Source organism: Desulfosoma profundi (assembly GCF_055387865.1).
Genome location: NZ_AP042420.1, coordinates 1,626,530 through 1,648,264 on the forward strand (window position 1 = coordinate 1,626,530; position 21,735 = coordinate 1,648,264).

A 21,735-nucleotide genomic window follows, 5' to 3' on the forward strand; every position below is an offset into this window, starting at 1 on the left:
GCATGTCCTCCTTTTAACCCATGGCCGAAACGGCCAATTTCACGGCGCACAGTTTGCCGCACATGGTACACCCTTGACGATCTTCGGTGATCTGCAAACGGCGCTTGACCAACTGCGGATCGAGGGCAACCGCGATCATCCCATCCCAATCCAGCGCCCTGCGACACTGGGACATGGCCCTGTCTCGAGCCAGCGCGGCAGGGATCCCTTTGGCCAGATCTGCGATATGTGCAGCAATCCTGGCTGCCATTACCCCTTGATAGACATCAGCCTCATCAGGAAGTCCGAGATGTTCTGCCGGCGTGACGTAGCACAAAAAGTCCGCTCCCGCCGCTCCAGCCAGCGCCCCCCCGATGGCCGCCGTGATGTGATCGTAGCCCGCCGCAACGTCCGTCGGAAGCGGACCGAGCACATAGAATGGTGCACCGTCACATAGTTTTTTTTCCAGCTGCACATGAGATTGGATGTGCTCGAGGGGAACGTGGCCGGGCCCCTCAATCATGACCTGAACCCCTTTGTCCCGGGCTTTCTTGGCCAATTCGGCCAGGATCATGAGTTCTTCGATTTGGGGTCCGTCAATCGCATCCGCGATCGCCCCAGGACGAAATCCGTCTCCCAGGCTGAGAGTCACATCGTGGGCGCGGGCAATGTTCAACAGGACGTCAAAATCCTTGTAAAGCGGATTCTCCTTGTGGTTATGCCGCATCCAATACAAGAGAATGGACCCCCCCCGGCTGACACACGGCATAATCCTTTGAAAATGCTCCAGTTTTCTTGCCGCAGCCCAGGTCACGCCACAGTGTACCGTAATGTAGTCGACCCCTTGACGGCATTGGGCTTCGATGCCTGAAAAGAGGTCATCGGGGTCCATTTTTCCCAGAGGGATCCCACGCCGAACCATTTCCGTGGCCACAGCGTAGATTGGCACCGTCCCGACCATCGTCCCTGCTTCTTGGAGATACATGGCTCTAAGGGCCTCCAGGTTGCCTCCCGTCGAGAGGTCCATGACGGAATCCGCCCCGGCTTTGATCGCCGCGGCCAACTTGCGCCGCTCCAAGTCCATGTCGGCACATTCCCCGCTGGCGCCCAGGTTGGCGTTGACCTTGGTTTTGAGTCCTTTGCCGATGGCGCGGACCTTTGCAAATTCGTGGTGAATGTTTTTCGGCAAGACAGCGTGGCCTCGGGCGATCAAGTCCCGAAGCTGCTCGGGGGTGACCGGTTCCTCTTGCGCGGCACGGCGCATGGCCTCCGTAACAATCCCGGCTTTGGCATACTCCAGTTGGGTGACCATCGTCTCCTCCTTTGGAACGCGGAGGAGGGGGAGGCAAGAAGTCGGAGACCCTTAACGAGTGCGGGACAACAAAAAGGCCGCCTGGAGGCGGCCTAGAGGATCTCTATGAGGAGCTCCCTTCGCCAATCCCTCCGCCAGCATGACCTGGATCAGGTTCAAGGGGTACCATCTCAGCCCTCGGGTCCTCCGAGGGCGCCCCCTGGCGATCACGGTAATTTATCTATAACAGCAATTTGCGGTTTCTTCAAACATAAAACTCGGCGGAATCCCCTTCCTCGGCGACACCAACACCTTGAGCCTCCAAGGCTTTCAGCATGGCCCTTTTGTGGATATGGCCTGCAAAATGCACAGGGCTCTTTCCATACAAGGGATCCCACCCCGAGGGATCGGCCACGCAGAAGTACTGGACTTCCAAACCGTAGCGCACGGCCGCTTCTTCCACCGCCCACCCCTCGATTTTTTGGGCCGCTTCCCACGTGGCCCCACACGGGGCGCCCCGTTGGACGAACACCTTCTTAATCCGGCCGTTTTCCAGAACCACATGGATTTCTGGAGCGCCAAAGCGCTCTTCATATCCTCCCAGCCGACCCGGCCGGGCCAGACCGCATCAGGTTGGAGGAGTGTAGACACCCGGCCCTTTGACTTTTTTTCCTGAAGCCACCACAGGAATGTTCAAGGCCGCACATTTTCTCGCCAAATCCTCTGACAAATCCGGGTGCTTCAAATAGTCCAACACCAGATCCGCCTCAATGGACTCCGGAAGATACCCTTGCGTATCGTCCAGAAGCGGTGGAAGGGGCTCGTCAATGTCGAAAACCTCGATGCAATAAGCCCCATCGCCGTATTTCCGCAGGCCGGCAACTTTCGCCTCACCGCTGCCTCTCTGTTGAAAAACGACAATCTTTTGTGGCTTTGTCATCCCTGCTCCAATGCGTGCCCCTTGGCCATGGCCTTTTCAATCTTGGCCCAACTGTCTTTTAGGGGAACAATTCTGTTGAATACGAGCTTTCCGGGACCGCTGTCTCGGCAATCAACGCAAAAGTAACCGAGTCTTTCAAACTGAAATTGTCGACCTGGGGAAGCCTCGCGCAAACTCGGCTCCACATAACACTCCTCCAGGACTTCCAAGGACTTGGGGTTGATATAATCGAGAAAGGTCTTGCCGGGCTCCGTATCATTGGGATTTTCCTTGAGGAAAAGCCGATCATAGAGCCGCACCTGAGCTTTCACAGCATGGCGAGCCGAAACCCAGTGAATCGTTCCCTTGACCTTCCGCCCATCGGGAGACCATCCGCCCCGTGTGGCAGGATCATAAACGCAGTGAATTTCCCTCACTTCTCCGGTTTTCGGGTCTTTGAGCACATCCACGCATGTGACGTAGTAACCGTATCGCAGGCGGACCTCCCGACCGGGAGCCAACCGGAAATATTGCTTGGGGGGATCCTCTCGAAAATCATCCCGCTCAATGTAGAGCTCCCGACAAAAGGGAACGGTGCGGACCCCCATGGACGGGTCTTCCGGGTTATTGATGGCCTCCAGCTCTTCAGTGGTGTCTTCCGGGTAATTGGTGATGACCATTTTGAGAGGGCGGAGCACTCCCATCACACGAGGGGCTCTCTTATTGAGATCCTCCCGCACACAGTGCTCTAACAGTGCCACGTCGACGATACTGTCCCTTTTCGCTACCCCGATGCGCTCACAAAATGTGCGGATAGATTCCGGCGTGTACCCTCGACGGCGCAGGCCAGAAATGGTCGGCATACGGGGATCGTCCCATCCGTCGACCACCCGTTCTTGAACCAGTTGTATCAATTTGCGCTTGCTCAAAACCGTATAGCTCAGGTTGAGTCGAGCAAATTCTATTTGTTGCGGATGGTAGACCCCAAGAACGTCGAGAAACCAATCATAGAGGGGTCGATGATCTTCAAATTCCAGGGTACAGATGGAGTGGGTTATTCCTTCGATGGAATCGGAAAGGCAATGGGCGAAATCGTACATGGGATAAATGCACCAAGCGTCCCCCGTCCGATGGTGGGATGCTTTCTTGATCCGATAGATCACCGGATCACGCATGTTGATGTTGGGGGATGCCATGTCGATTTTAGCTCGGAGGACATGTTGCCCTTCGTCAAATTCCCCCGCCCGCATCCGTTGGAACAGATCGAGATTTTCTTCTACAGATCGGTTTCTGTAAGGGCTGTCTTTTCCAGGTTCTGTGAGTGTCCCTCGATATTGTCGGATTTCTTCTGTGCTCAAGCTGTCCACATAGGCTTTTTCCAGCCGGATGAGCTGCACCGCATACTCATAGAGTTGTTCGAAGTAGTCCGATGCGTAATAGAGCCGGTCGCCCCAATCAAAGCCCAACCATCGGACATCTTCTTTAATGGATTCAACATATTCCACATCTTCCTTTGCCGGGTTGGTATCGTCAAATCGAAGGTTGCACAGTCCCTTGTATTCCAAAGCCAAACCGAAATTCAGGCAGATCGACTTGGCATGACCAATGTGAAGGTATCCGTTGGGTTCAGGAGGAAAGCGCGTGTGAACCCGCCCTCCGTACTTACCCGTTCGCAAGTCCTCTTCGATAATGTCTTTGATAAAGTTGGAAACCTGTGGAATTTCCTTTTCAGCGTTCATAAGACCCTCACGAAGGAAGCCCGTCGATACTGTGGGAAGCTTGAGTCCAGATGAAGTATTTCCACAAGGCGGCAATGATCAGGGCATGCAGGATTTTACCCTGTCGCACGAGAGATGGAACTTCCCCCACAGGATGCAGTTCCACCTCAATATCTTCCATGGCGTCCGGGGTGGGATTCGTTTGCCGCACGGCGTTGACGGCGACAAAGGTGTAACAGCGGTTATGCTGGATGGCCGGGTTGGGAAATGTATAACCCAGACAAATTAAAGACTCCGCCTCATAGCCCGTTTCCTCGATCAATTCTCGGCGGGCCGCTTCCTCAAGGGTATCACCTTTCTCGACCACCCCACCGGGAATTTCCAGGCTGATCTCTTGAATCCCATGGCGCCACTGGCGAACGAAAACCACCTCCCGTGCCGGCGTGACGGGAATGACGTTGACCCACTCCGGGGTCTCCAAAATGTACACGTCATGCTCCTTTCCGGTCCGCGGCGAAACGACTCGATCCCGCCGGAAGCCGAAAAGCGTTGTCCCCATCAGTCGTTCACTTCCTAAAACCGTCCACGGACGCAGGCCCACGGATTCCTCCTCACCTGGAACACAGCCACCATCCCAATTGCCCGTGATTCACGGCAACGCTCGGTAAAAATTATAGATCGATCACATGGCAGACGACCACGAGATCACCGGCCGGCACCCCAGGGTGCGGTCGATCCCCCGCTGCAGGAATCCTTACACGCATTTCGTCGACGCATCCTGCGGGAACGACCACAGTTACGCTGCACGGCTCAAGGATTTCCCCCGTCCCGCCACATCGCACGCACCCATGCGCCATCCGCGCCTGCCCATTGTCGGCACATTCCGGGCAAAACACGCTCCGTTCATAAGTGATCTTCTCTCGGGTTCCCTGGGCCGCTCGATGTCTTGGAACATGCAAATCAAAGCGAAGATCCACGCGTGGTTGAAAGGTCTCATGACGTGGGGCGCCTCCCAAAATGTCATGAAGCACTTCCGAAACGGCTTCCCCCATGTCCCACGACCAGTAAAACACATACTTTCGGGTGCCATTGCCCCTGTCCCCATAACCACGCTGAAGATCGTAAAGACGCCTCTTTTCGGGATCCGAAAGGACTTCGTAGGCGTCCCGGATCCGTCGAAACTTTTCGGCGACATCGGCGCATCCGGGGTTCACATCCGGATGCCAGCGCAAAGCCTGTCGGCGGAAGGCCCCTTTGATTTCGTCCTGCGACGCCTTTATGGAAACACCGAGGATGCTATAATAACACGTCTCCATCGCGCCCAAACCCTCTAGCGCCCCGCGAAAAGCCCATCAAAGTCTTGCGGAATCCATCAACACCGGGCGCAACGGATCATAGTTCGGGTGAACAACGAAGACAAGCAACAACTCACCGAAGAGGCTACGCCGGTCCATGGTGGCCAAGACATTCGCCTTTGGCGTTATTGGAATTCAAGCCTTTCTCGTGGAAGTCGAAGTGGACGTGGCTTCCGGGTTGCCCTCCTTTACCGTGGTGGGTCTCCCTGACAACATTGTGCGGGAGAGCAAAGAACGGGTAAAGAGTGCGTTGCTCAATTGCGGTTATCCTTTTCCCATGGATCGCGTCACGGTGAATTTGGCGCCGGCGCATTTACGCAAAGAAGGGGCCGCTTTTGATTTGCCCATAGCCATCGGTGTGTTAGCCGCCTGCGGCTTTTTGGACCCGCTGGCTGTCATTGAACCCATCCTTCTTGGGGAGTTATCCCTGGATGGTCGGATTAAGGCTGTCACCGGCTGTTTACCCATGGCCATCCGAGCCCGTGAGATTCAGCGCCAAGTGATGATCGTTCCAGCCGAGAATGCCGCGGAAGCCGCCATCGTGGACGGCCTTGAAGTTCTCTCTGCGGTCCACCTTGCAGAGGTGGTGGAACACTTTCGAAACTCACGTCCTCTGCCCAAAGTCGAAGCGCGGGGGATAGGGTTTTTTTCCGACACTCCCGAAGGCCCCTTGGACTTGTCGGATGTCAAAGGGCAAGAGCATGCCAAGAGGGCTCTGGAGGTCGCCGCGGCGGGCGGGCATAACCTCTTGCTCATCGGCCCCCCCGGTTCCGGCAAAACCATGCTCGCCCAGCGCCTCCCCACTATCCTGCCCGCGTTGAGCTTTGAGGAATCCTTAGAAACGTCCCAAATCTACAGCGTCGCTGGACTGCTCCGCGACCAGCCCCTCATTGTGCACCGGCCCTTTCGTCACCCGCACCATACGATCTCGGATGCCGGCCTGATCGGTGGGGGGCACGTGCCTCGCCCAGGTGAGGTGAGCCTGGCGCATCACGGCGTGCTCTTTCTTGACGAATTTCCGGAATTCCGCAGGAATATCCTAGATCTTTTGCGTCAGCCTTTGGAGGACGGGCAAGTCACCATCGCCCGAGCGGCCCTGACACTCACCTATCCGGCACGCTTTACCCTCGTTGCCGCCATGAACCCGTGCCCCTGCGGTTTCGCGGGAGATCCCACAAGAGCGTGTCGGTGTTCGGCATTGGAAATCCAACGCTACCGGAGTCGCATTTCCGGACCGATTTTGGATCGGATTGATCTCCACGTGGAGGTCCCGCCTGTACGGATTGACGACGTGCACGGGGACCTTCAGGCCGAATCGTCGAAGCAAGTTCGATCCCGGGTGATGGCAGCTCGGCTGAAACAGCGGAGTCGGTTCCGCAAAAGGCAGATCTATGCCAATGCAGCCATGGGACCCAAGGACGTGGAACAGTACTGCGCCTTGGATCCCCACGGAAGGCGATTATTGCGAGAAGCCATGGCGACGCTCCAGTTGAGTGCCCGAGCCTACCACAGGATCCTTAAAGTGGCTCGAACCATCGCGGATTTGGAGGATTCAGAGGCCATTGCCGGTCACCACCTCCTTGAGGCCATTCAATACCGAACCCTTGACCGCACCTTTTGGATGTGAAATGAGTATCCAGTGACCGTCACCGGCCGGATTTTTGCCGTAGCCGATGTCTGACGTGGATTTTCTGCTTGTCCAGTAAAGATTGTGAGCGACACATCGATGGAGTCCAGAAAAAAAAGTCCTACGCTCCACGGCCTTCACCCGACGAAACCCAAACCTCGTGCGGGTAGATACCTAGCCACTGCGGTAATCTTACTGGTCCTGACCGCCTTGACCGCCCTCTCGGGGGTTGCCGCATACTTTCAACTGGAAAGATCGCTGCCCAGCATCCAGTCATTGCGCGATTACCGACCGCCTATTGTGACCACGATGTATGCCGCAGACGGGACGGTGATTGGGGAATTCGCTGCAGAACGGCGATACGTTCGACCTCTTCAGGATTTCCCTCGGCACGTGGTCCAAGCTTTCCTTGCCGCGGAAGACGCCAAATTTTACGAACACAAGGGCTTGGATTTCGGGAGCATTATCCGGGCCATGATGAAAAACATCGAGGCCGGAGGAATTGTGCAAGGGGGAAGCACCATTACCCAACAAGTGGTGAAGACCCTTTTATTATCGCCTGAACGGACCTGGGTGCGCAAAATCAAAGAGGCAATCTTGGCCTACCGCATCGATCGTTCTATGACAAAAGATGAGATCCTCCATCTCTATCTCAACCAAATCTACTTGGGGTCCGGCGCCTACGGGGTAGAAGCCGCGGCACGCACATACTTCGGCGTTGGAGCCCACCAGCTGAGTCTGGCCCAGGCGGCGCTTCTTGCCGGCCTGCCGAAGGCACCAAGTCGTTACAATCCTTTCCAAAATTTGGACAAGGCCTTGGAAAGGCAGCAATATGTGTTGGACCGCATGGTGGAGGTTGGTTTTCTGTCTCAGGAAGAAGCCCTACGGGCTCGTCAAGAACCGCTGAACCTGGCGGAAGCCGGCTGGGGAGCATCTTACCCGATGAACAGCTTCACCGAGGAAGTGCGGCGTCTGGTGGAACAAAAGTACGGGGCGCAAATGCTCTATCGAGAGGGATTAGCCATTCATACGACACTGGACATTTATGCCCAGCGTCTCGCCGAAAAAGCTATCACCGAAGGGCTTCGAGCGCTGGACAAGCGGCATGGTTATCGGGGCCCGCATGGTCGGATAGAAGCTGCTGGAGTCGAGGCGTTTTCCCAAGAACTTGCGAAAAGGTATCCCCGTGCGGCGCAGGGCGATGTGGTGGAAGCGGTGGTCACCAGCTGCGACGCCCAGGGACGACGGTGCCAGTTGGATCTCGGAGCCGGACGGTCCGCTCTGCTAGACCTTAAAACCGCAAAGTGGGCGGCTGGGTATTTTTCTTCGGCCAAAAGAGTTTTTACCAAGGGGGACATCATCTGGGTCCGGGTGGAAACCCTAGGTTCGCCCAACACACCCTGGTCGGTTTCCTTAGAGCAAGAGCCTCAGGTCGAAGGGGCCTTGCTCTCGATGGATCCTCGCACCGGGCGGGTAGTGTGTATGGTGGGTGGGAAGGACTTCTCCAAGAGCCAGTTCAATCGGGCTACTCAAGCCTACCGACAGCCGGGCTCCTCCTTTAAACCGATCATCTACGCCACCGCCTTGGAAAAGGGCTACACTGCGGCGACGGTGCTGATCGATTCACCTATTGTCAAGGAAGATCCAAGCTTGAGCGGGCCGTGGAAACCCGCCAATTACGATAACACATTTTGGGGACCGATCTCTTTACGCGATGCCTTGATCCACTCCCGCAACGTGGTGACCATCAAGCTGTTGGAAAGCATCGGCATTGATGAGGTGCACGACATGGCTCGGCGGCTGGGAATTCGATCCCCCCTCACACCGACCCTATCCCTGGCCTTGGGCGCTTCGGGCGTCAGTCTGTGGGAGTTGGTGACGGCTTACTCGGCCTTTGCCGCACAAGGTCTGCGTGTGGAACCTTACATGATAGAGGCCGTTTACGACCGCCATGGACGTCTTCTCGAGAAACACCAAATCCGGCAGGAGCGGGCCCTGTCGGCTCAAACCGCTTTCATACTGACCGACATTCTCCAAGGAGTCATTCAGGAAGGGACAGGACGGTCTGTTCGGAGCATCAACCGTCCGGCTGCAGGAAAGACGGGGACCACAAACGAACTTAAGGACGCGTGGTTCGTGGGCTATACGCCGGATCTTCTGACCGGGGTCTGGGTCGGCCACGACGACCATCGATTGTCTCTCGGAGCCCGGGAGACCGGGGGAAAAGCCGCCGCCCCTATCTGGCTCGCTTTTATGTACGAATATCTCAAAGATAAGCCCGCGGAGAATTTCCCCGTCCCTGAAAAAATCGTTTTCGCGAAGGTCGCAAGGAAAACCGACGATCCCCAAGCCGCAGGCGGTTCTGAAGCTTTTGCCCCGTTTGTAGAGGGCACCCAGCCCACGGGGTTCAGAGAGTCGTCTGCAGGGCAAGGACAAGTCCAGGGAAGCACTGGGGAAACCACATCGGGCTCTTTCTTCAAATCCGATCTTTTCTGGGGCGGCGATTAACAAGAGCATGGGGAAAGAGTTCTCTGCAGATGCCTTTTTCACATCGGGCGGCCTGTTGTCCACGATCCTTTCTCGCTTCGAACATCGGCCATCCCAAGCTGTGATGGCCCAAGCGGTGTGGGAGAGTTTTACGGACGGCGTGCCTTTGGTGGTCGAAGCCGGAACGGGAACGGGCAAAACCTTCGCTTACCTCGTGCCGGTTCTTGAAAGCGGACGAAAAACGATTGTCTCCACAGCCACCAAAGCACTCCAAGATCAAATTTTGGATCATGATATCCCCGTACTGACCCGCCGGTTATTCCCCAAGGTCCGCGTCCGCACCCTCAAGGGACGCAGAAATTACCTGTGCCTTCGCCGCTTTAAAGAGTTTGCCTATCAGCCCTCATTTTGGAACCGAGAAGAAGCCTCGCTCTTCAGTCGTCTCCAGACGTGGGCGGCTCAGACTCATACCGGCGACCGCTCCGAAATCGGATGGCTCCCGGACCATTATCAGGCCTGGAATGACGTCTCGGCCGGGGCTGAGCAGTGCCTTGGCCAACAGTGCCCTCACTATGGCGAATGCTTCGTCCAAAAAAGCCGCAGTGAAGCCGCACGAGCGGACCTCGTGATTCTGAATCACCATCTTTTTTTTGCAACACTGACCCTGGAAGAGCGAGGTTCCTCAGAGTGGCTCTCCTTATTTCCAGCCGTTATTTTTGACGAAGCTCACCACTTGGAAGACGTGGCCGGGCTCTATTTTGGGCCGGAATTCTCCAGCTGGACGGTCATGGAGATCGGACGGGATGTTCTTCGCGCCTTGGCGGACCCGAAGATTCCCCGAGCATTGCGGCAAGAAACCACTTCGGCCTGTGAGTTGCTTACACAGCGCATGAAAGAAATGTTCAAACGCCTTCAGGCCACCGGGACGCTGGCGGCACGATACCGCTTGGATTCTTTGCGAAGGGAATCTTCTTTTGGAGAATCCGCCAACGAACTTCGCGAGACACTGGAGAGACTCGCTCGTCTTCTTCAACAGGCGCCTGAGGCTTCGGCGCTGTGGGAGTCCCTGGCGTCACGCTGTAGCGCATTGGTAGGGAAATTGGACCATTTCCTCGGCTCGGAGGATCCGGCCCTTACTTATTGGTATGAAATCAGTACACAATCGTCGACATTTTCCCTGAGGGCCACGCCGCTGGAAGTCGCTCACCTGCTCACCGACAAGCTCTTCCGACAGAAAGAAACCGTCATCCTTGCCTCGGCCACTTTGGCGACTGCAGAAAACAATCGCCCCAGCTTCCGATACGCCCGAGAACGTTTAGGTGTGCCCGACGAAGCCCGTGAGCTTTTTCTCCAATCTGCCTTCGATTTTGAGAAACAGGCGGCTCTCTACATTCCCAAACCTTTTCCTCTTCCTAACGATTCACGATTTTGTCATGCAATGGCCGAAGAGGCCATCAAGATCATGAACAAGACCCGAGGGCGTGCTCTCTTCCTTTTCACCAGCTACCGCCACATGCACGACACGTATCAGCTCCTTGCCGACCGTCTGCCTTTCCGGCTCCTGTGTCAGGGAGAAAAATCCAAAAGGTTGCTCCTTGCGGAGTTTAAGGGCGATACCCATTCGGTGCTCCTGGCAACCTACTCCTTTTGGGAAGGAATCGACGTGCCGGGGGAAGCTTTGAGCTGCGTCCTCATTGATAAGCTTCCCTTTGAGGTGCCCAACGACCCCGTTACATTCGCCCGCGTGGAACAGCTTTCAAAATCCGGGCAAAACGCTTTCTACCGCTATCAGGTCCCCCGAGCCGTTCTCCAGTTGAAACAAGGTTTCGGCCGCCTGATCCGAAGCCGTCATGATAAGGGCCTGCTCGTGCTTTTCGACATCCGGATCCTCACGAAACCCTACGGTCGAATCTTTCTGAAAAGCCTGCCACCGATGCCTATCGTGCATCATCTCCATGCCATCCCGGAAGACCTGCTCGCGTAAAATCCACGCCTCCGAACAAAACGATCGTCTGAAATCTCTCGTTCCTGACCGGTCGCCTCTTCTTGGAAGCATGGGATCGGTTATATTAACAGCAAGGTTTCCTATCAGAATCACGGGAGGGTCAGCGGGCCGAGCGATCCATGCAGGCGGAAAGGAGGGGGCGATATGGCAAAATACGATCATAAATGCTTCTTGTTGGCCGTGGACGGTTCTGAGCGGTGCCTTGTGGCAGCCAAAAGGTTCGCGCAGTTTTTCAAGGACCGGACAGATTGCCACTGGACGATCCTGCACTGCGTCCAACAGCATCTCATGCTATACCCCGGAGAACTGTGGGAAGCGGACACGTCTCTTAAAGTCGCGAAGAGCACGCAGGAAAAGATCTGCCAGAGTATCACCGGCCGGTACCGGGAAACGTTCGTCGATCTCGGCTTTGACAACGAGTGTATCGAGACGATATGCCGATTGGACAGCTGGGATCCCGGTCAGGAAATCATCAAGGTGGCCGAAGAGCTGAAACTTTCTTGCATCGCCGTTGGCCGCCGAGGCTTATCCCCTGCGGAAAACATTCTCATCGGGAGCGTATCAACTCGGGTTGTTCAATATGAACAGTATCGAACGGTTTGGATTATGGACCCCGAAGCTCCTCCCACAGGGCATGTGCTTATCGCCGTGGAATCCCATCCGGAGTGCCGAGCTTTAACCTACTATGTCAACGAATGGATCGGACCCACGCCGGGAAAGCGCTACACGTTCCTCCACATCCTGCCTCCCATTCCCCCGGCCCTATGGGACGACGGCCATATTTTGGACGAGCAAGAACGTTCATCCAGGCTCTCTTGGAAACGCCAATGGGAAGAGGAGAAGCGGCGTCAAGTGGACCAGTTCATGGACGAGGCCCGGGAAGTCCTAAGCTCTCAGGGTATCCCGAATTCCGCTATCCAGTGCCGCATCGTGCCCCTGCAAAAAGGCGTGGCTCGCGATTTGCTCGCGCACATCGAGAGCGGTCAGTATGAAGCCGTGGTTATGGGCAAACGAAGTCTTCGCGAAAAAAAACCTTTTCTCGTGGGCAGTCATGCCAACAAGGTCCTCCAGCACGCGAGGAAAGTGCATCTGTGCCTTGTGGGTCGAGCCTGCTAAACGGCACGGGATCGGTCCTTGACAACACGAACTCGGCTCCCATAATGCTTCCCGATCGAGGCGGGTGTGCACGCAGGAGGGAGGGGGTTGGTCGTGAATCATCGACTGTTCCGATGGCTGCTCAACATCTATCCGCCCTATCTGGGAGCGGGAGTCCGAGTGCGCCGTGTCGCTCCAGATTTTCGAGAAGTTGTCGTGGAAATGCCGCTCCGATTTTTCAACCGCAATTACGTGGGGACACACTTCGGCGGGAGCCTCTACGCCATGGTGGATCCTTTCTATATGCTTATGCTCATCAAGAATCTCGGGCCCGACTACATCGTTTGGGATAAAGCCGCGAACATCGATTTCGTGAAGCCGGGCAGAGGAACCGTGCGGGCGCATTTCCAACTCGAGGATAAGGTTATCCAAGAGATCAAGGAAAGAGTGAAAAACGGAGGAAAGTATCTCCCCACGTTTACGGTCCAGGTGACGGACTCGCAAGGCGATGTGGTCGCAGTCGTGGAAAAGGTCCTGTATGTGAGGAAGAAAGTTTGAAGCAGGACCCGTTGGAAACTACCTCCCGCGCGAAGAGCGGTGGAACTTTCCCTCTCTCGTGCGGGCGCTGTATTGAACACAGCCGGCCTTCAGGGATCGTTCCATACAGCGGTGAACACATCGCGATCCTGGAAAAAAGTGAGCCAATGGCTCGATTCAGCGTGCGGAAAAGAATCCCATCGGGGGAAAGGAGGGCGATGGCCTAGGGCGAATCCAACTTTTTTGATATCTCTCAGATTCTCGCCATGATGCGGTGACTCATTCTCTTAGCGGCTCATGCTTCCTATGCGACAGTTCATGTGCCCACTGGAGTGGAAAAGCGATGACGGGTAGATCCAAACGTATCAGTCTCAGTGAAGCGGCAGAAATCATCAAAGACGGCAGCTTGTTGACCTTTTCAGGGTTTACCATCTGGCGCCGGCCTTGTGCCCTCGTTTACGAACTCATCCGACAAAAACGACGACATCTCCATCTGATTGAAGTCAACAGCGGTCCACACTCAGAGTTCCTCATTGGAGCGGGTTGCGTGGATGTCTGGGAATCGTGCTGGATCGGCCACGAACTCTATGGCAAGTATGGGGCCAACCTGGCGCGGCGTGTTCGCCAAAAGGAAATCATCTATGAGGATTACAGCCATGCGGAAATGGCATTCCGATTTCAGGCCGCCGCAGCAGGCATGCCTTTTATGGCCACGCAGACATCCCTCGGCACCGACATCCACAACCCCGACTATGACATGCTTGGGCGTGCCGGATTAAGGAACGGCAAGAATCCCAAAATCCCTCGGAAAAAGTACCATATCATGGACGACCCGTTTTTTGGTGACGGGAGGCAGGTGCTCGTGCCCGCCGCCAAAGTGGACGTGGCCGTTCTCGCCGTTCAGCAGGTCGGCGACGAGGGCACGGTGCGCATTGCAGGTCAGTTCTTCACCGATCCCGAAGTGGCCCGAGCGGCGGATGTGACCATTGTTATCGCCGAAGAGATTGTTCCCGAAGAATACCTGCGTCACGAATCCCATTTAAACAAGATCCCCAGCTTCCAAGTGGACTATATCGTGGAATGTCCCTGGTGCGCTCACCCCACCGGGATGTTCCGATTCTACGATGTCGACGGCGAGTTTCTCCGGAATTTCTACACCCAGACACGAAGCCAAGAAGGATTCAACGAATTCGCCAAGGAATGGATTTTCGGGATGAACCACGACGGTTACCTGAACAAACTTGGCGTACCTCGGCTCGCCCGTCTCAAAGCCAACACAGTCCTAAACTATAGCACCCGAGTGGAACGCGGACGGAAGTAAAGGGGGATCTGCTATGAAAGAGATGAAACAGTTCGCCCAGCCTGGAGAATACACCCTGGGGGATCTCATGACGGTAGCTGCGGCCAGAGAAGTGCGGGACAACGAGGTCGTTTTCGCCGGCACCGGGATGCCCATGATCGCCATCATGCTCGCTCAGAGAACCCACGCTCCGCGCCTTAAACTTATTTTCGAAGCCGGCACACTGGACGGGCGCCCCAGAGAATTACCGACTTCGGTTGGGGATCCCCGCTGTGAAGTCGGCGCCTCCGTAGCCTCAGGGCTCTACGAAGCTTTTAGCATTGCCCAGAGAGGCTACGTGGACCTCGGGTTTCTGGGGGGAGCGGAAATCGACGAATACGGCAATGTGAACACCACAGCCATCGGCGACTACCTCAACCCTCTTCTTCGGCTCACCGGAAGCGGTGGCAATCCCGATATCAATTCCTTCGCCAAGCGCACCGTTTATATCATGGTGCACGAAAAACGTCGTTTTCCGAAGAACGTGAGCTACATCACCAGCCCAGGATGGCGGGTCAAGAATTGGCCGTCCGGAGAGTGGATCCATCGGAGAGAACTCTACGGCTCGGCATACCGCGGCGGGCCGAGTGCGGTGATCAGTACAGCGGGAGTTTTTCGGTTCGATGAGGTCACAGGCCGGATGTACCTAGACACGTACCATCCGGGCATGAGCCCTGAAAGGATTCAGGAGATGTGTGAGTTTGATCTAGACATCTCTCGGGTAAGCGGAGAGACGGTGCCGCCGACCTATGAAGAGATCCACTTGATTCATCGTATCTTGGACCCGGACGAAATTTTTCTGGCCAAACCACGAAAAGACTAATTGCGAAAAATCTCACTCAAAAGAAGGCTCTTCCCCCTCGGAACGCCGGACATAAGAACCAGAGACGTCAAAGACGGATCAACACCGCTTCCGAGGGAGGCCCTCTCACCGTACGCCCCCACAGTAAGTCCTTCTTTCTGGAGTTCCCTCAAAATTTCCCACACACGCTATCGGCATCGCAAACTCTTGAGTCCAGGAGTGTGAAGCGATAATGTAGCGCACACTGGCGCCGTGCTCGGCTGGCTTCAGACGGCAGCACCTCCCCTGACACAGGGAGACCGCAATGAACATCGCCTATCTGATCATCGCTTATAACAACCCGCAGCATTTTCCACGCCTGATCAAAGCCCTCAACTCGCCGCGATGCGCTTTCTTCGTGCACATTGATCAGAAATACGACATTACGCCGTACAAGGCGGTATCCCTCGATAATGTCTTTTTTTCCCGAAAGCGCGTTCCCGTTTACTGGGGTCATTTCAGCACCGTGGAGGCCATCCTCATTGTGCTTCGCGAAGCCCTGGCATGCCCCGAAGAATTCCAACGTTTCGTCCTGCTGAGTGGATCCGATTACCCTTTGCGATCGGCCGAGTCCATCGAACGCTTTTTTGAAAGCCACCCGCACACCGAATACATGAATCTCGTGCCCATGCCCTCAAAATCCATGGGAAAACCCATTACGCGTTTGAGCTATTATCGACCGGGACCTTTAACCCACCCTTGGATTCTTTTTACCGCCAAGGCTCTCATGAAGCTCCATCTCTGGCCGAAAAGGAATTACAAAAAAATTCTTGGGGACATGAAGCCTTACGGCGGGTCGATGTTCTGGGCGCTCACCCGGGAAGCCGCCCAGTACGTCACGGACTTCCTGGATCGAAGGCCGGATTTTCTTCGGTTTTATCGACACACGTATTGTCCCGATGAAATGATGTTGCAAACCATTCTGGCCAATTCGGTGTTTCGACCAAGAATCCAAAGGAATCTCACCTATGCTGACTGGAGCGCCCGGAAACGCAGCCCGGAATGGATCAGCCGAAAGCACCTGGAGTTTTTTAAAACGACGACCCGGTTTCCCGAGGACGATCCTTACGGGCCCGGAGAAATGCTCTTCGCACGAAAGTTTTCCGAAGACGCCCAGGCTCTGGTCGATGCACTAAACCATATCATCGCCGAAAGGGAAGCCAAGCAGGGAAAGGACTGACGAGTATCGAGTGAACGGGACCCTCGCTTTCACCGGCGGGACCCGGCCACGGCCGACAAGCCAACTGAACAATCCACGGTGCACGGATGTCCCGCGTCCTATGGTGCGGAGGCGTTCCTCCACGCTCATTTCCAGAACTTTTGCGATGGGGCACCCTCGGAGGTGCCCCTAGAACTCGCGTAACGACGGTTCGATGCTTGAGTGGGGTTTTCTGTAACCCCGGGCCGTTTAAGCGTAAAAGGGCCGCAAGCCCATTATTCCACCTTTAGAAAGTTTTGTCTGTTTGCGCCGCACACGGGGCATCGTTCTGGGGGGGCATCGGCGATCGTATAGCCACAAATGCGGCAGATAAACCAGTCTTTGACCGGAAAATTTTCGGGGTCCTTCAAGGCCTCTTCGTAAAGCTGCGCGTGGATCTTTTCGACTTCGTTGGCGTAGGTGAAACTGATTTCGGCTTGGCGCTGGCCTTCGGCTTTGGCATCCTCGATCATTTGGGGGTACATGCTCTTAAACTCGTGGGTCTCCCCCGCGATGGCCTCCTGCAAATTTTCTCGAGTACTCCGGATGCCCTTGAGAACCCTTAGGTGTTTGTGGGCGTGGATGGTCTCGGCCGCAGCCGCGGCTTCAAACAGCTTGGCCACACCCGGATAACCTTCCTCACGGGCCTTTTCCGCAAAGGCCAAGTATTTTCGATTGGCTTGAGATTCGCCGGCGAAGGCTTCTTTCAGATGTTTTTCCGTCTTGGACATTCGGCCCTCCTTGGTTGAGCTTTTTCGTCTTCATGGTTCCCCAATGTAGCTTTGCCTAGAATTTCATGGTCCAACTTAAAAACGCCCTCAGGATCTGTCAATTGAGCCCGAGCTTCCTTGACAGAAACTAGGAGATCTGGAAGGATAGGTTCTGTGCATTTTCCAGCGCTGAATCCTCTCCGTTATTGCGTGGACGCTCATTCCAGCGAACAAAGCTATTCACGGTCTGAAGATCAACCACAAGTGTGGCGCAGCGTATTTTTTGAGCACGCTGCCTGAAACGAAACCCTTATGTCCCTGCAGGAGGAGGATTGATTCATGGGTCGCGAGATTGCCGTTGGAATGAAGAGGGAACTGAAGTTGACAACCCGCCCGGAACACTCTGCAAAGAGTTTTTTTCAAAACCTGCCGGATGTTTTCGCCACCCCTTTTCTCGGAGGTCTCATGGAACGGGTGTGTGCTGAATTGATCGACGAACACCTCGAGCCGGGCATGCAATCGGTGGGCATGTCCATGGACCTGAAGCACTTGGCCCCGACCCCTTTGGGAATGGGGGTCAGGGTGGTGTGCGAAGTCACCGCGATCGAAGGGCGCAAGGTGACGTTCAAACTGGAAGCTTTTGACGAAGTGGAAAAAATCGGGGAGGCGACTCACGAGCGCTTCATTATCAAGGCTGACAAATTCAATGCCCGGGTTTTGGAAAAAGCACAGAAAATCACTCCCTCATGAAACCAGGACGGAGGCTGCTATGGTATCCCGGCAGTTGGACGCTTTTTTCAGGCCGCGTAGTGTGGCCGTCATCGGCGCTTCTGAGAGCCCGGAAAAGTACGGCCACATTATCTTAAAAAACATCTTGGATTGTGGGTTTCGAGGCGCCGTTTATCCCATCAACCCGAAGAGTGAGACCATCCTCGGCCTGCAATGCTTCCGGAACGTCAAGGACATTCCGGACGTTGTAGATTTGGCCGTCGTGATCATTCCTGCCCGGTTTGTGCCGCAAGCCATCGCGGAATGCGGCGAGAAGGCCGTGAAGGCGGCGGTCATCATCACCGGGGGATTCAGTGAAGCAGGCCCTGAGGGCGAAGCCCTCCAAAACCAGGTCGCGGACATCGCACGAAAGGCAAATGTGCGTCTTATCGGCCCCAATTGCCAAGGAGTCAACAATCCGTACCATCCTCTGTGTGCCTCATGGCCGCTGTTGAAAACTCAGGGCCATGTGGCGGTTATCAGCCAAAGCGGAACCGTCGGCGCCGCCATGATGGACTGGTTTTCCGATGAAGAATTGGGGGTTTCCTGTTTTGTAAGTCTTGGAAACCGGGCAGACGTCGATGAAACGGACCTTATTGAATACTTCGGGGAGGATCCCCACACGCGAGTCATCGCGTTATACGTGGAAGGCATCAAGAGGCCCGAAGCCTTCCGACAGACATTACGCCGGACCGAAAAGCCCATCGTGGTCTTGAAGGCGGGGCGCACTCCTAAAGGAAGAGTTGCCGCGGAGTCGCACACGAAGTCCCTGGCCGGTGCGGACGGAGTTTATGACGCCCTTTTCAGGACCCATGGAGTCGTACGTGCAGAAAGCATCCAAGAATTTTACGATTTTGCCAAAGCCTTCGCTTATCTGAATGAGCCGCCGGGAAATCGGATTTTGTTTATCACCACATCGGGGGGCGCAGGCATTTTGGCGACGGACGCCGCCGAAAAAGAAGGTCTCGATGTGGCCCCTTTGCCGCCGGAGTTGGCCCAAGCGTTGGAAGGCGTGATTCCCGCACACGCCATTCGAGCAAACCCATTGGATCTTACGGGCGATGCCAACGCCCCCATGTATCAAGCCGTTATGGAGCGCGCGCGGCACTATTATGACATCCTGGGGGTGATTTTTGGTGATCCTGTGGAAAAAGCCGCCGAAGTGGTGACTCCGCAGGCTTCCGAATTGGTGATTTTTCTCGGCGGGGCGGATGTGGAGAAAGTGGAACGCAAACGCATGCACCTTAAAGGGGTCCCGGTTTTCCCCACGCCCGAACGAGGGGTGCGCGCCCTGGCCAGGCGCATCCCCAAGGAAAAACGCACTAAGCCGGCGCGCACCACTTTCGTGGAAGGCCACGTCCAGGGACGGGCGGCAAGTCTTAGCGAATGCCTGAACTTTCTTGAAAACCAAGGTTTTGAATGCATTTGCCACCGTTTTGCGGAAAGTCCGGGCAAGGCCGTCCATGTGGCCCATCAGCTGGGTTTTCCTGTGGCGCTTAAAATCGACTCTCCGGACATCCTCCACAAATCCGATGTGGGCGGTGTGCGTCTTAACCTTCGGTCCGGTCAGGAAGTCCGGACGGCCTATGAGGCGATGATGGCCCAAGCACGGCAAGTCCTGCCGCAGGCCGCCATCCGCGGAGCTGTCGTCACCAGCATGGCCGCCTCGGGGGTGGAAATCATCTTGGGGATGAACCGCGATCCTCAGTTCGGCCCCGTCATTTTATTCGGGTTAGGCGGCGTGACCGTGGAACTGTTCAGGGACGTCACCGTGAAGCTTTTGCCCATAAGCCGCGACGAGGCTTTCGCCATGCTGGACGAGATTCAAGGGGCACCATTGCTCAGCGGCTATCGCGGCGGCCGCCCGGTGGACAAGAACGCACTGGTGGACGCCATCTTAAAGCTGGCCCACCTGGCAGAATCCCACGAGGACCTCCTGGAAATCGATCTGAACCCTGTGTTCGCTTATTCAGAGGGGGTGCTCATCGCCGATGCGCGAATCATCTGGCGGTCATGAAAACGCGCGGGCGAGCCTTTCCAATTCCTTTGGAGAGAGGGGATCTGGAAGGCGCCCGCCGAACAGGCTCGCCGCCAAAAGGCTCTTGGCGGCATGTTCCAGTTTTTCCAGACGATAATACGCTTGGGGCACATCACGACCCACGGTGAGCGATCCGTGGCGGGCCAGTAAGATGGCGTGATGTGAGTCAATATAGGGCATGACGGATCGCGGCACATCCTCCGTGGAAGGTGTGGCGTAGGGGGCAGTCGGAACCGGCCCTACGGTGAGCCAGACTTCGGGAAAAACTCCGGCAGGGAAAGGGACCCCGGCCAAGGTCATGGCGGTGAGTAAAGGCGGATGGGCATGGATGACGGCATGCACGTCCGCCCGTCGTTCATACGCGAGAAGATGCAACTGAAATTCGCTTGAAGGTTTCCCCACCCCCGAAACGACGGCCCCCGTGTGATCCATCACTATGAGATCGTGGACCTCCATCTCCCCTTTGGGACGACCGCTGGGCGTAATGAGATAGAAACCGTCGTTAAGACGGCAGCTCACATTGCCGTCAGTGGCCGCAATGAGTCCCGCCGAGGCAAGCTTTTGGCACGCCCAAACAATGCTCTCCCGTGCTTTCATTTCCCTGGATTCCATGAACATCCCTCCTAAGAGACTCCATCGCCGCATCCTTCAATTTTGCGGTCGTCTATGCTAGGCTCCACCCGCAATCGTTGCAACACCAATGGCATCAAAGATTGAACGTTTGAGCAATTCAGGAAATCCCGGTCCATCCGGGACCCGCTCAAAAGGAGAAGGGCAGCCCATGCTCAAATGGTTTCGCAAAAAGGGTGAAGAACCACCGCTTGAAGGGAAAGCACGGGAAACCGCTGAAGAGTCACTGCCACAGGCCGATGACCAGGTGTCCTCAGAAGAGCGTGAAGAAAAGGAGGGCGGCTTCTTCGCGCGCCTCAGGGACCGATTGGCAAAGAGCCGCGAGCGCTTGGCCGACCAGGTGGATCGACTGGTTTTGGGGAAGAGGCAGATCGATGCCGAACTTTTGGATGATTTGGAGGAAGTCCTGATCACGGCCGATCTCGGCGTCCAGACAACGCAGCTCCTTCTGGAACGTGTCCGAGAGAGGGTAAAGAGGAAGGAGCTCCAAGATCCAGCACGCCTGCGCGAGGCGATCAGACAAGAGGTTCAGAATATTCTCTCCATTGACGCCCCACCGTTCGATCCGTCTCGAGCCAAGCCTTTTGTGGTCATGATGATCGGCGTCAACGGGGTTGGGAAAACAACCACCATTGGCAAACTGGCACACCAAATCCGTCGAACCGGCCTGACCCCCGTGCTTGTTGCTGCCGACACTTTTCGAGCGGCGGCCGTTGAGCAGCTGGAATTGTGGGCTGAGCGCGTCGGCGTACCCATCATCCGCCAGCAAAGCGGCGTAGATCCCAGCGCCGTCGTCTTCGATGCCTTGGATGCTGCTCAGGCCCGTCATGCCGATGTGGTTTTGATCGACACGGCCGGACGTATGCACACCAAAGTCAACCTCATGGAAGAGCTGAAAAAGGTACACCGCGTCATCCAAAGAAAAATGCCCGAGGCTCCCCATGAAATTCTTCTCGTGTTGGATGCCACAACGGGTCAGAATGCCATGAGTCAAGCTCGCCTTTTTCAGGAAGCCTTGGGCGTCACGGGCTTGATTCTCACCAAACTGGACGGAACAGCCAAAGGCGGGGTCGTCGTGCCGATATGCCATGAACTGAAACTGCCCGTTCGCTACATTGGCATCGGCGAAGGTGTGGACGACCTGCGACCATTTGATGCCGAAGCCTTCGCCCAGGCTCTGTTTTAGAGCTGCCGACGA

At 55.9% G+C, this 21,735-nt stretch carries 18 protein-coding genes and 1 riboswitch; of the genes, 11 read left to right on the top strand and 7 right to left on the bottom strand.

Annotated elements, in window-relative coordinates; translation table 11 throughout:
• Positions 1 to 13: 13 nt before the first annotated feature.
• From thiC to ACZ5K9_RS07020, 5 genes are all read right to left on the bottom strand, one after another.
• A complete protein-coding gene (gene thiC / locus ACZ5K9_RS07000) occupies positions 14 to 1,291 on the bottom strand; it encodes a phosphomethylpyrimidine synthase ThiC (RefSeq protein ID WP_464273705.1) in 1,278 nt (425 codons plus the stop codon).
• Between the two features lie 108 nt (positions 1,292 to 1,399).
• Positions 1,400 to 1,501: riboswitch (TPP riboswitch) on the bottom strand.
• Between the two features lie 34 nt (positions 1,502 to 1,535).
• Positions 1,536 to 2,210, bottom strand: coding sequence for a DUF166 family (seleno)protein DfsP (gene dfsP, locus ACZ5K9_RS07005; protein ID WP_464273706.1), 675 nt, complete (start codon positions 2,208 to 2,210; stop codon positions 1,536 to 1,538).
• Positions 2,207 to 3,928: a glutamine--tRNA ligase/YqeY domain fusion protein gene (locus ACZ5K9_RS07010; protein WP_464273707.1), complete on the bottom strand. Its 1,722-nt coding sequence runs from the start codon at positions 3,926 to 3,928 to the stop codon at positions 2,207 to 2,209. Before ACZ5K9_RS07010 ends, dfsP begins: the two co-directional genes overlap by 4 nt.
• Before the next feature lie 7 nt (positions 3,929 to 3,935).
• Complete coding sequence (locus ACZ5K9_RS07015) at positions 3,936 to 4,508, bottom strand: NUDIX hydrolase (RefSeq protein WP_464273708.1); 573 nt, start codon at positions 4,506 to 4,508, stop codon at positions 3,936 to 3,938.
• A 70-nt stretch (positions 4,509 to 4,578) separates the two neighbouring features.
• Positions 4,579 to 5,223 (bottom strand): DnaJ domain-containing protein, encoded by a 645-nt coding sequence (locus tag ACZ5K9_RS07020; protein WP_464273709.1) that lies wholly within the window; start codon positions 5,221 to 5,223, stop codon positions 4,579 to 4,581.
• A 136-nt stretch (positions 5,224 to 5,359) separates the two neighbouring features.
• On the opposite strand from ACZ5K9_RS07020, the gene ACZ5K9_RS07025 reads away from it, so the two are divergent.
• The 8 genes from ACZ5K9_RS07025 (at position 5,360) to ACZ5K9_RS07060 (ending at position 16,373) form a co-directional block, all read left to right on the top strand.
• The gene (locus ACZ5K9_RS07025; RefSeq protein ID WP_464273710.1) at positions 5,360 to 6,889 is read left to right on the top strand and encodes a YifB family Mg chelatase-like AAA ATPase; all 1,530 of its coding nucleotides are present in this window, start codon (positions 5,360 to 5,362) and stop codon (positions 6,887 to 6,889) included.
• A gap of 99 nt (positions 6,890 to 6,988) precedes the next feature.
• On the top strand, positions 6,989 to 9,397 hold the full coding sequence (locus ACZ5K9_RS07030) for a penicillin-binding protein 1A (RefSeq protein ID WP_464273711.1): 2,409 nt from the start codon (positions 6,989 to 6,991) through the stop codon (positions 9,395 to 9,397).
• 7 nt (positions 9,398 to 9,404) lie between these two features.
• Positions 9,405 to 11,360 (top strand): ATP-dependent DNA helicase, encoded by a 1,956-nt coding sequence (locus ACZ5K9_RS07035; protein ID WP_464273712.1) that lies wholly within the window; start codon positions 9,405 to 9,407, stop codon positions 11,358 to 11,360.
• Between the two features lie 165 nt (positions 11,361 to 11,525).
• On the top strand, positions 11,526 to 12,497 hold the full coding sequence (locus tag ACZ5K9_RS07040) for a universal stress protein (RefSeq protein WP_464273713.1): 972 nt from the start codon (positions 11,526 to 11,528) through the stop codon (positions 12,495 to 12,497).
• A gap of 93 nt (positions 12,498 to 12,590) precedes the next feature.
• The gene (locus ACZ5K9_RS07045; protein WP_464273714.1) at positions 12,591 to 13,034 is read left to right on the top strand and encodes a DUF4442 domain-containing protein; all 444 of its coding nucleotides are present in this window, start codon (positions 12,591 to 12,593) and stop codon (positions 13,032 to 13,034) included.
• A 322-nt stretch (positions 13,035 to 13,356) separates the two neighbouring features.
• Positions 13,357 to 14,334, top strand: a complete 978-nt coding sequence (locus ACZ5K9_RS07050) for a CoA transferase subunit A (protein WP_464273715.1) — start codon at positions 13,357 to 13,359, stop codon at positions 14,332 to 14,334.
• Positions 14,335 to 14,356: 22 nt separating this feature from the next.
• Positions 14,357 to 15,175: a CoA-transferase subunit beta gene (locus ACZ5K9_RS07055; RefSeq protein WP_464273939.1), complete on the top strand. Its 819-nt coding sequence runs from the start codon at positions 14,357 to 14,359 to the stop codon at positions 15,173 to 15,175.
• A gap of 283 nt (positions 15,176 to 15,458) precedes the next feature.
• Positions 15,459 to 16,373 carry a beta-1,6-N-acetylglucosaminyltransferase gene (locus ACZ5K9_RS07060; protein ID WP_464273716.1) on the top strand — a complete coding sequence of 305 codons (915 nt, stop codon included), beginning with the start codon at positions 15,459 to 15,461 and terminating at the stop codon, positions 16,371 to 16,373.
• Between the two features lie 254 nt (positions 16,374 to 16,627).
• Here ACZ5K9_RS07060 and ACZ5K9_RS07065 read toward each other — a convergent pair whose 3' ends face one another.
• Positions 16,628 to 17,122 (bottom strand): rubrerythrin family protein, encoded by a 495-nt coding sequence (locus ACZ5K9_RS07065; protein WP_464273717.1) that lies wholly within the window; start codon positions 17,120 to 17,122, stop codon positions 16,628 to 16,630.
• A 318-nt stretch (positions 17,123 to 17,440) separates the two neighbouring features.
• Here ACZ5K9_RS07065 and ACZ5K9_RS07070 point away from each other — a divergent pair, with 318 nt between their 5' ends.
• On the top strand, positions 17,441 to 17,851 hold the full coding sequence (locus ACZ5K9_RS07070; protein ID WP_464273718.1) for a thioesterase family protein: 411 nt from the start codon (positions 17,441 to 17,443) through the stop codon (positions 17,849 to 17,851).
• 19 nt (positions 17,852 to 17,870) lie between these two features.
• Positions 17,871 to 19,886, top strand: a complete 2,016-nt coding sequence (locus ACZ5K9_RS07075; RefSeq protein ID WP_464273719.1) for an acetate--CoA ligase family protein — start codon at positions 17,871 to 17,873, stop codon at positions 19,884 to 19,886.
• Here ACZ5K9_RS07075 and ACZ5K9_RS07080 read toward each other — a convergent pair.
• Entirely contained in the window at positions 19,881 to 20,519 is a 639-nt protein-coding gene (locus ACZ5K9_RS07080; RefSeq protein WP_464273720.1) for a class II aldolase/adducin family protein, read from the bottom strand. The genes ACZ5K9_RS07075 and ACZ5K9_RS07080 overlap by 6 nt on opposite strands.
• A 169-nt stretch (positions 20,520 to 20,688) precedes the next feature.
• Here ACZ5K9_RS07080 and ftsY point away from each other — a divergent pair, with 169 nt between their 5' ends.
• A complete protein-coding gene (gene ftsY / locus ACZ5K9_RS07085; protein WP_464273721.1) occupies positions 20,689 to 21,723 on the top strand; it encodes a signal recognition particle-docking protein FtsY in 1,035 nt (344 codons plus the stop codon).
• Positions 21,724 to 21,735 lie beyond the last annotated feature (12 nt).

Bases quoted from the DNA above. Each gene is read 5' to 3' on its own strand.
- ftsY (WP_464273721.1), top strand. From the start codon at position 20,689: ATGCTCAAATGGTTTCGCAAAAAGGGTGAAGAACCACCGCTTGAAGGG.
- ACZ5K9_RS07010 (WP_464273707.1), bottom strand. From the start codon at position 3,928: ATGAACGCTGAAAAGGAAATTCCACAGGTTTCCAACTTTATCAAAGAC.
- ACZ5K9_RS07060 (WP_464273716.1), top strand. From the start codon at position 15,459: ATGAACATCGCCTATCTGATCATCGCTTATAACAACCCGCAGCATTTT.
- ACZ5K9_RS07040 (WP_464273713.1), top strand. From the start codon at position 11,526: ATGGCAAAATACGATCATAAATGCTTCTTGTTGGCCGTGGACGGTTCT.
- ACZ5K9_RS07035 (WP_464273712.1), top strand. From the start codon at position 9,405: ATGGGGAAAGAGTTCTCTGCAGATGCCTTTTTCACATCGGGCGGCCTG.
- ACZ5K9_RS07080 (WP_464273720.1), bottom strand. From the start codon at position 20,519: ATGGAATCCAGGGAAATGAAAGCACGGGAGAGCATTGTTTGGGCGTGC.
- ACZ5K9_RS07030 (WP_464273711.1), top strand. From the start codon at position 6,989: ATGGAGTCCAGAAAAAAAAGTCCTACGCTCCACGGCCTTCACCCGACG.
- ACZ5K9_RS07025 (WP_464273710.1), top strand. From the start codon at position 5,360: ATGGTGGCCAAGACATTCGCCTTTGGCGTTATTGGAATTCAAGCCTTT.
- thiC (WP_464273705.1), bottom strand. From the start codon at position 1,291: ATGGTCACCCAACTGGAGTATGCCAAAGCCGGGATTGTTACGGAGGCC.
- ACZ5K9_RS07075 (WP_464273719.1), top strand. From the start codon at position 17,871: ATGGTATCCCGGCAGTTGGACGCTTTTTTCAGGCCGCGTAGTGTGGCC.
- ACZ5K9_RS07055 (WP_464273939.1), top strand. From the start codon at position 14,357: ATGAAACAGTTCGCCCAGCCTGGAGAATACACCCTGGGGGATCTCATG.
- ACZ5K9_RS07020 (WP_464273709.1), bottom strand. From the start codon at position 5,223: ATGGAGACGTGTTATTATAGCATCCTCGGTGTTTCCATAAAGGCGTCG.
- ACZ5K9_RS07050 (WP_464273715.1), top strand. From the start codon at position 13,357: ATGACGGGTAGATCCAAACGTATCAGTCTCAGTGAAGCGGCAGAAATC.
- ACZ5K9_RS07065 (WP_464273717.1), bottom strand. From the start codon at position 17,122: ATGTCCAAGACGGAAAAACATCTGAAAGAAGCCTTCGCCGGCGAATCT.
- ACZ5K9_RS07070 (WP_464273718.1), top strand. From the start codon at position 17,441: ATGGGTCGCGAGATTGCCGTTGGAATGAAGAGGGAACTGAAGTTGACA.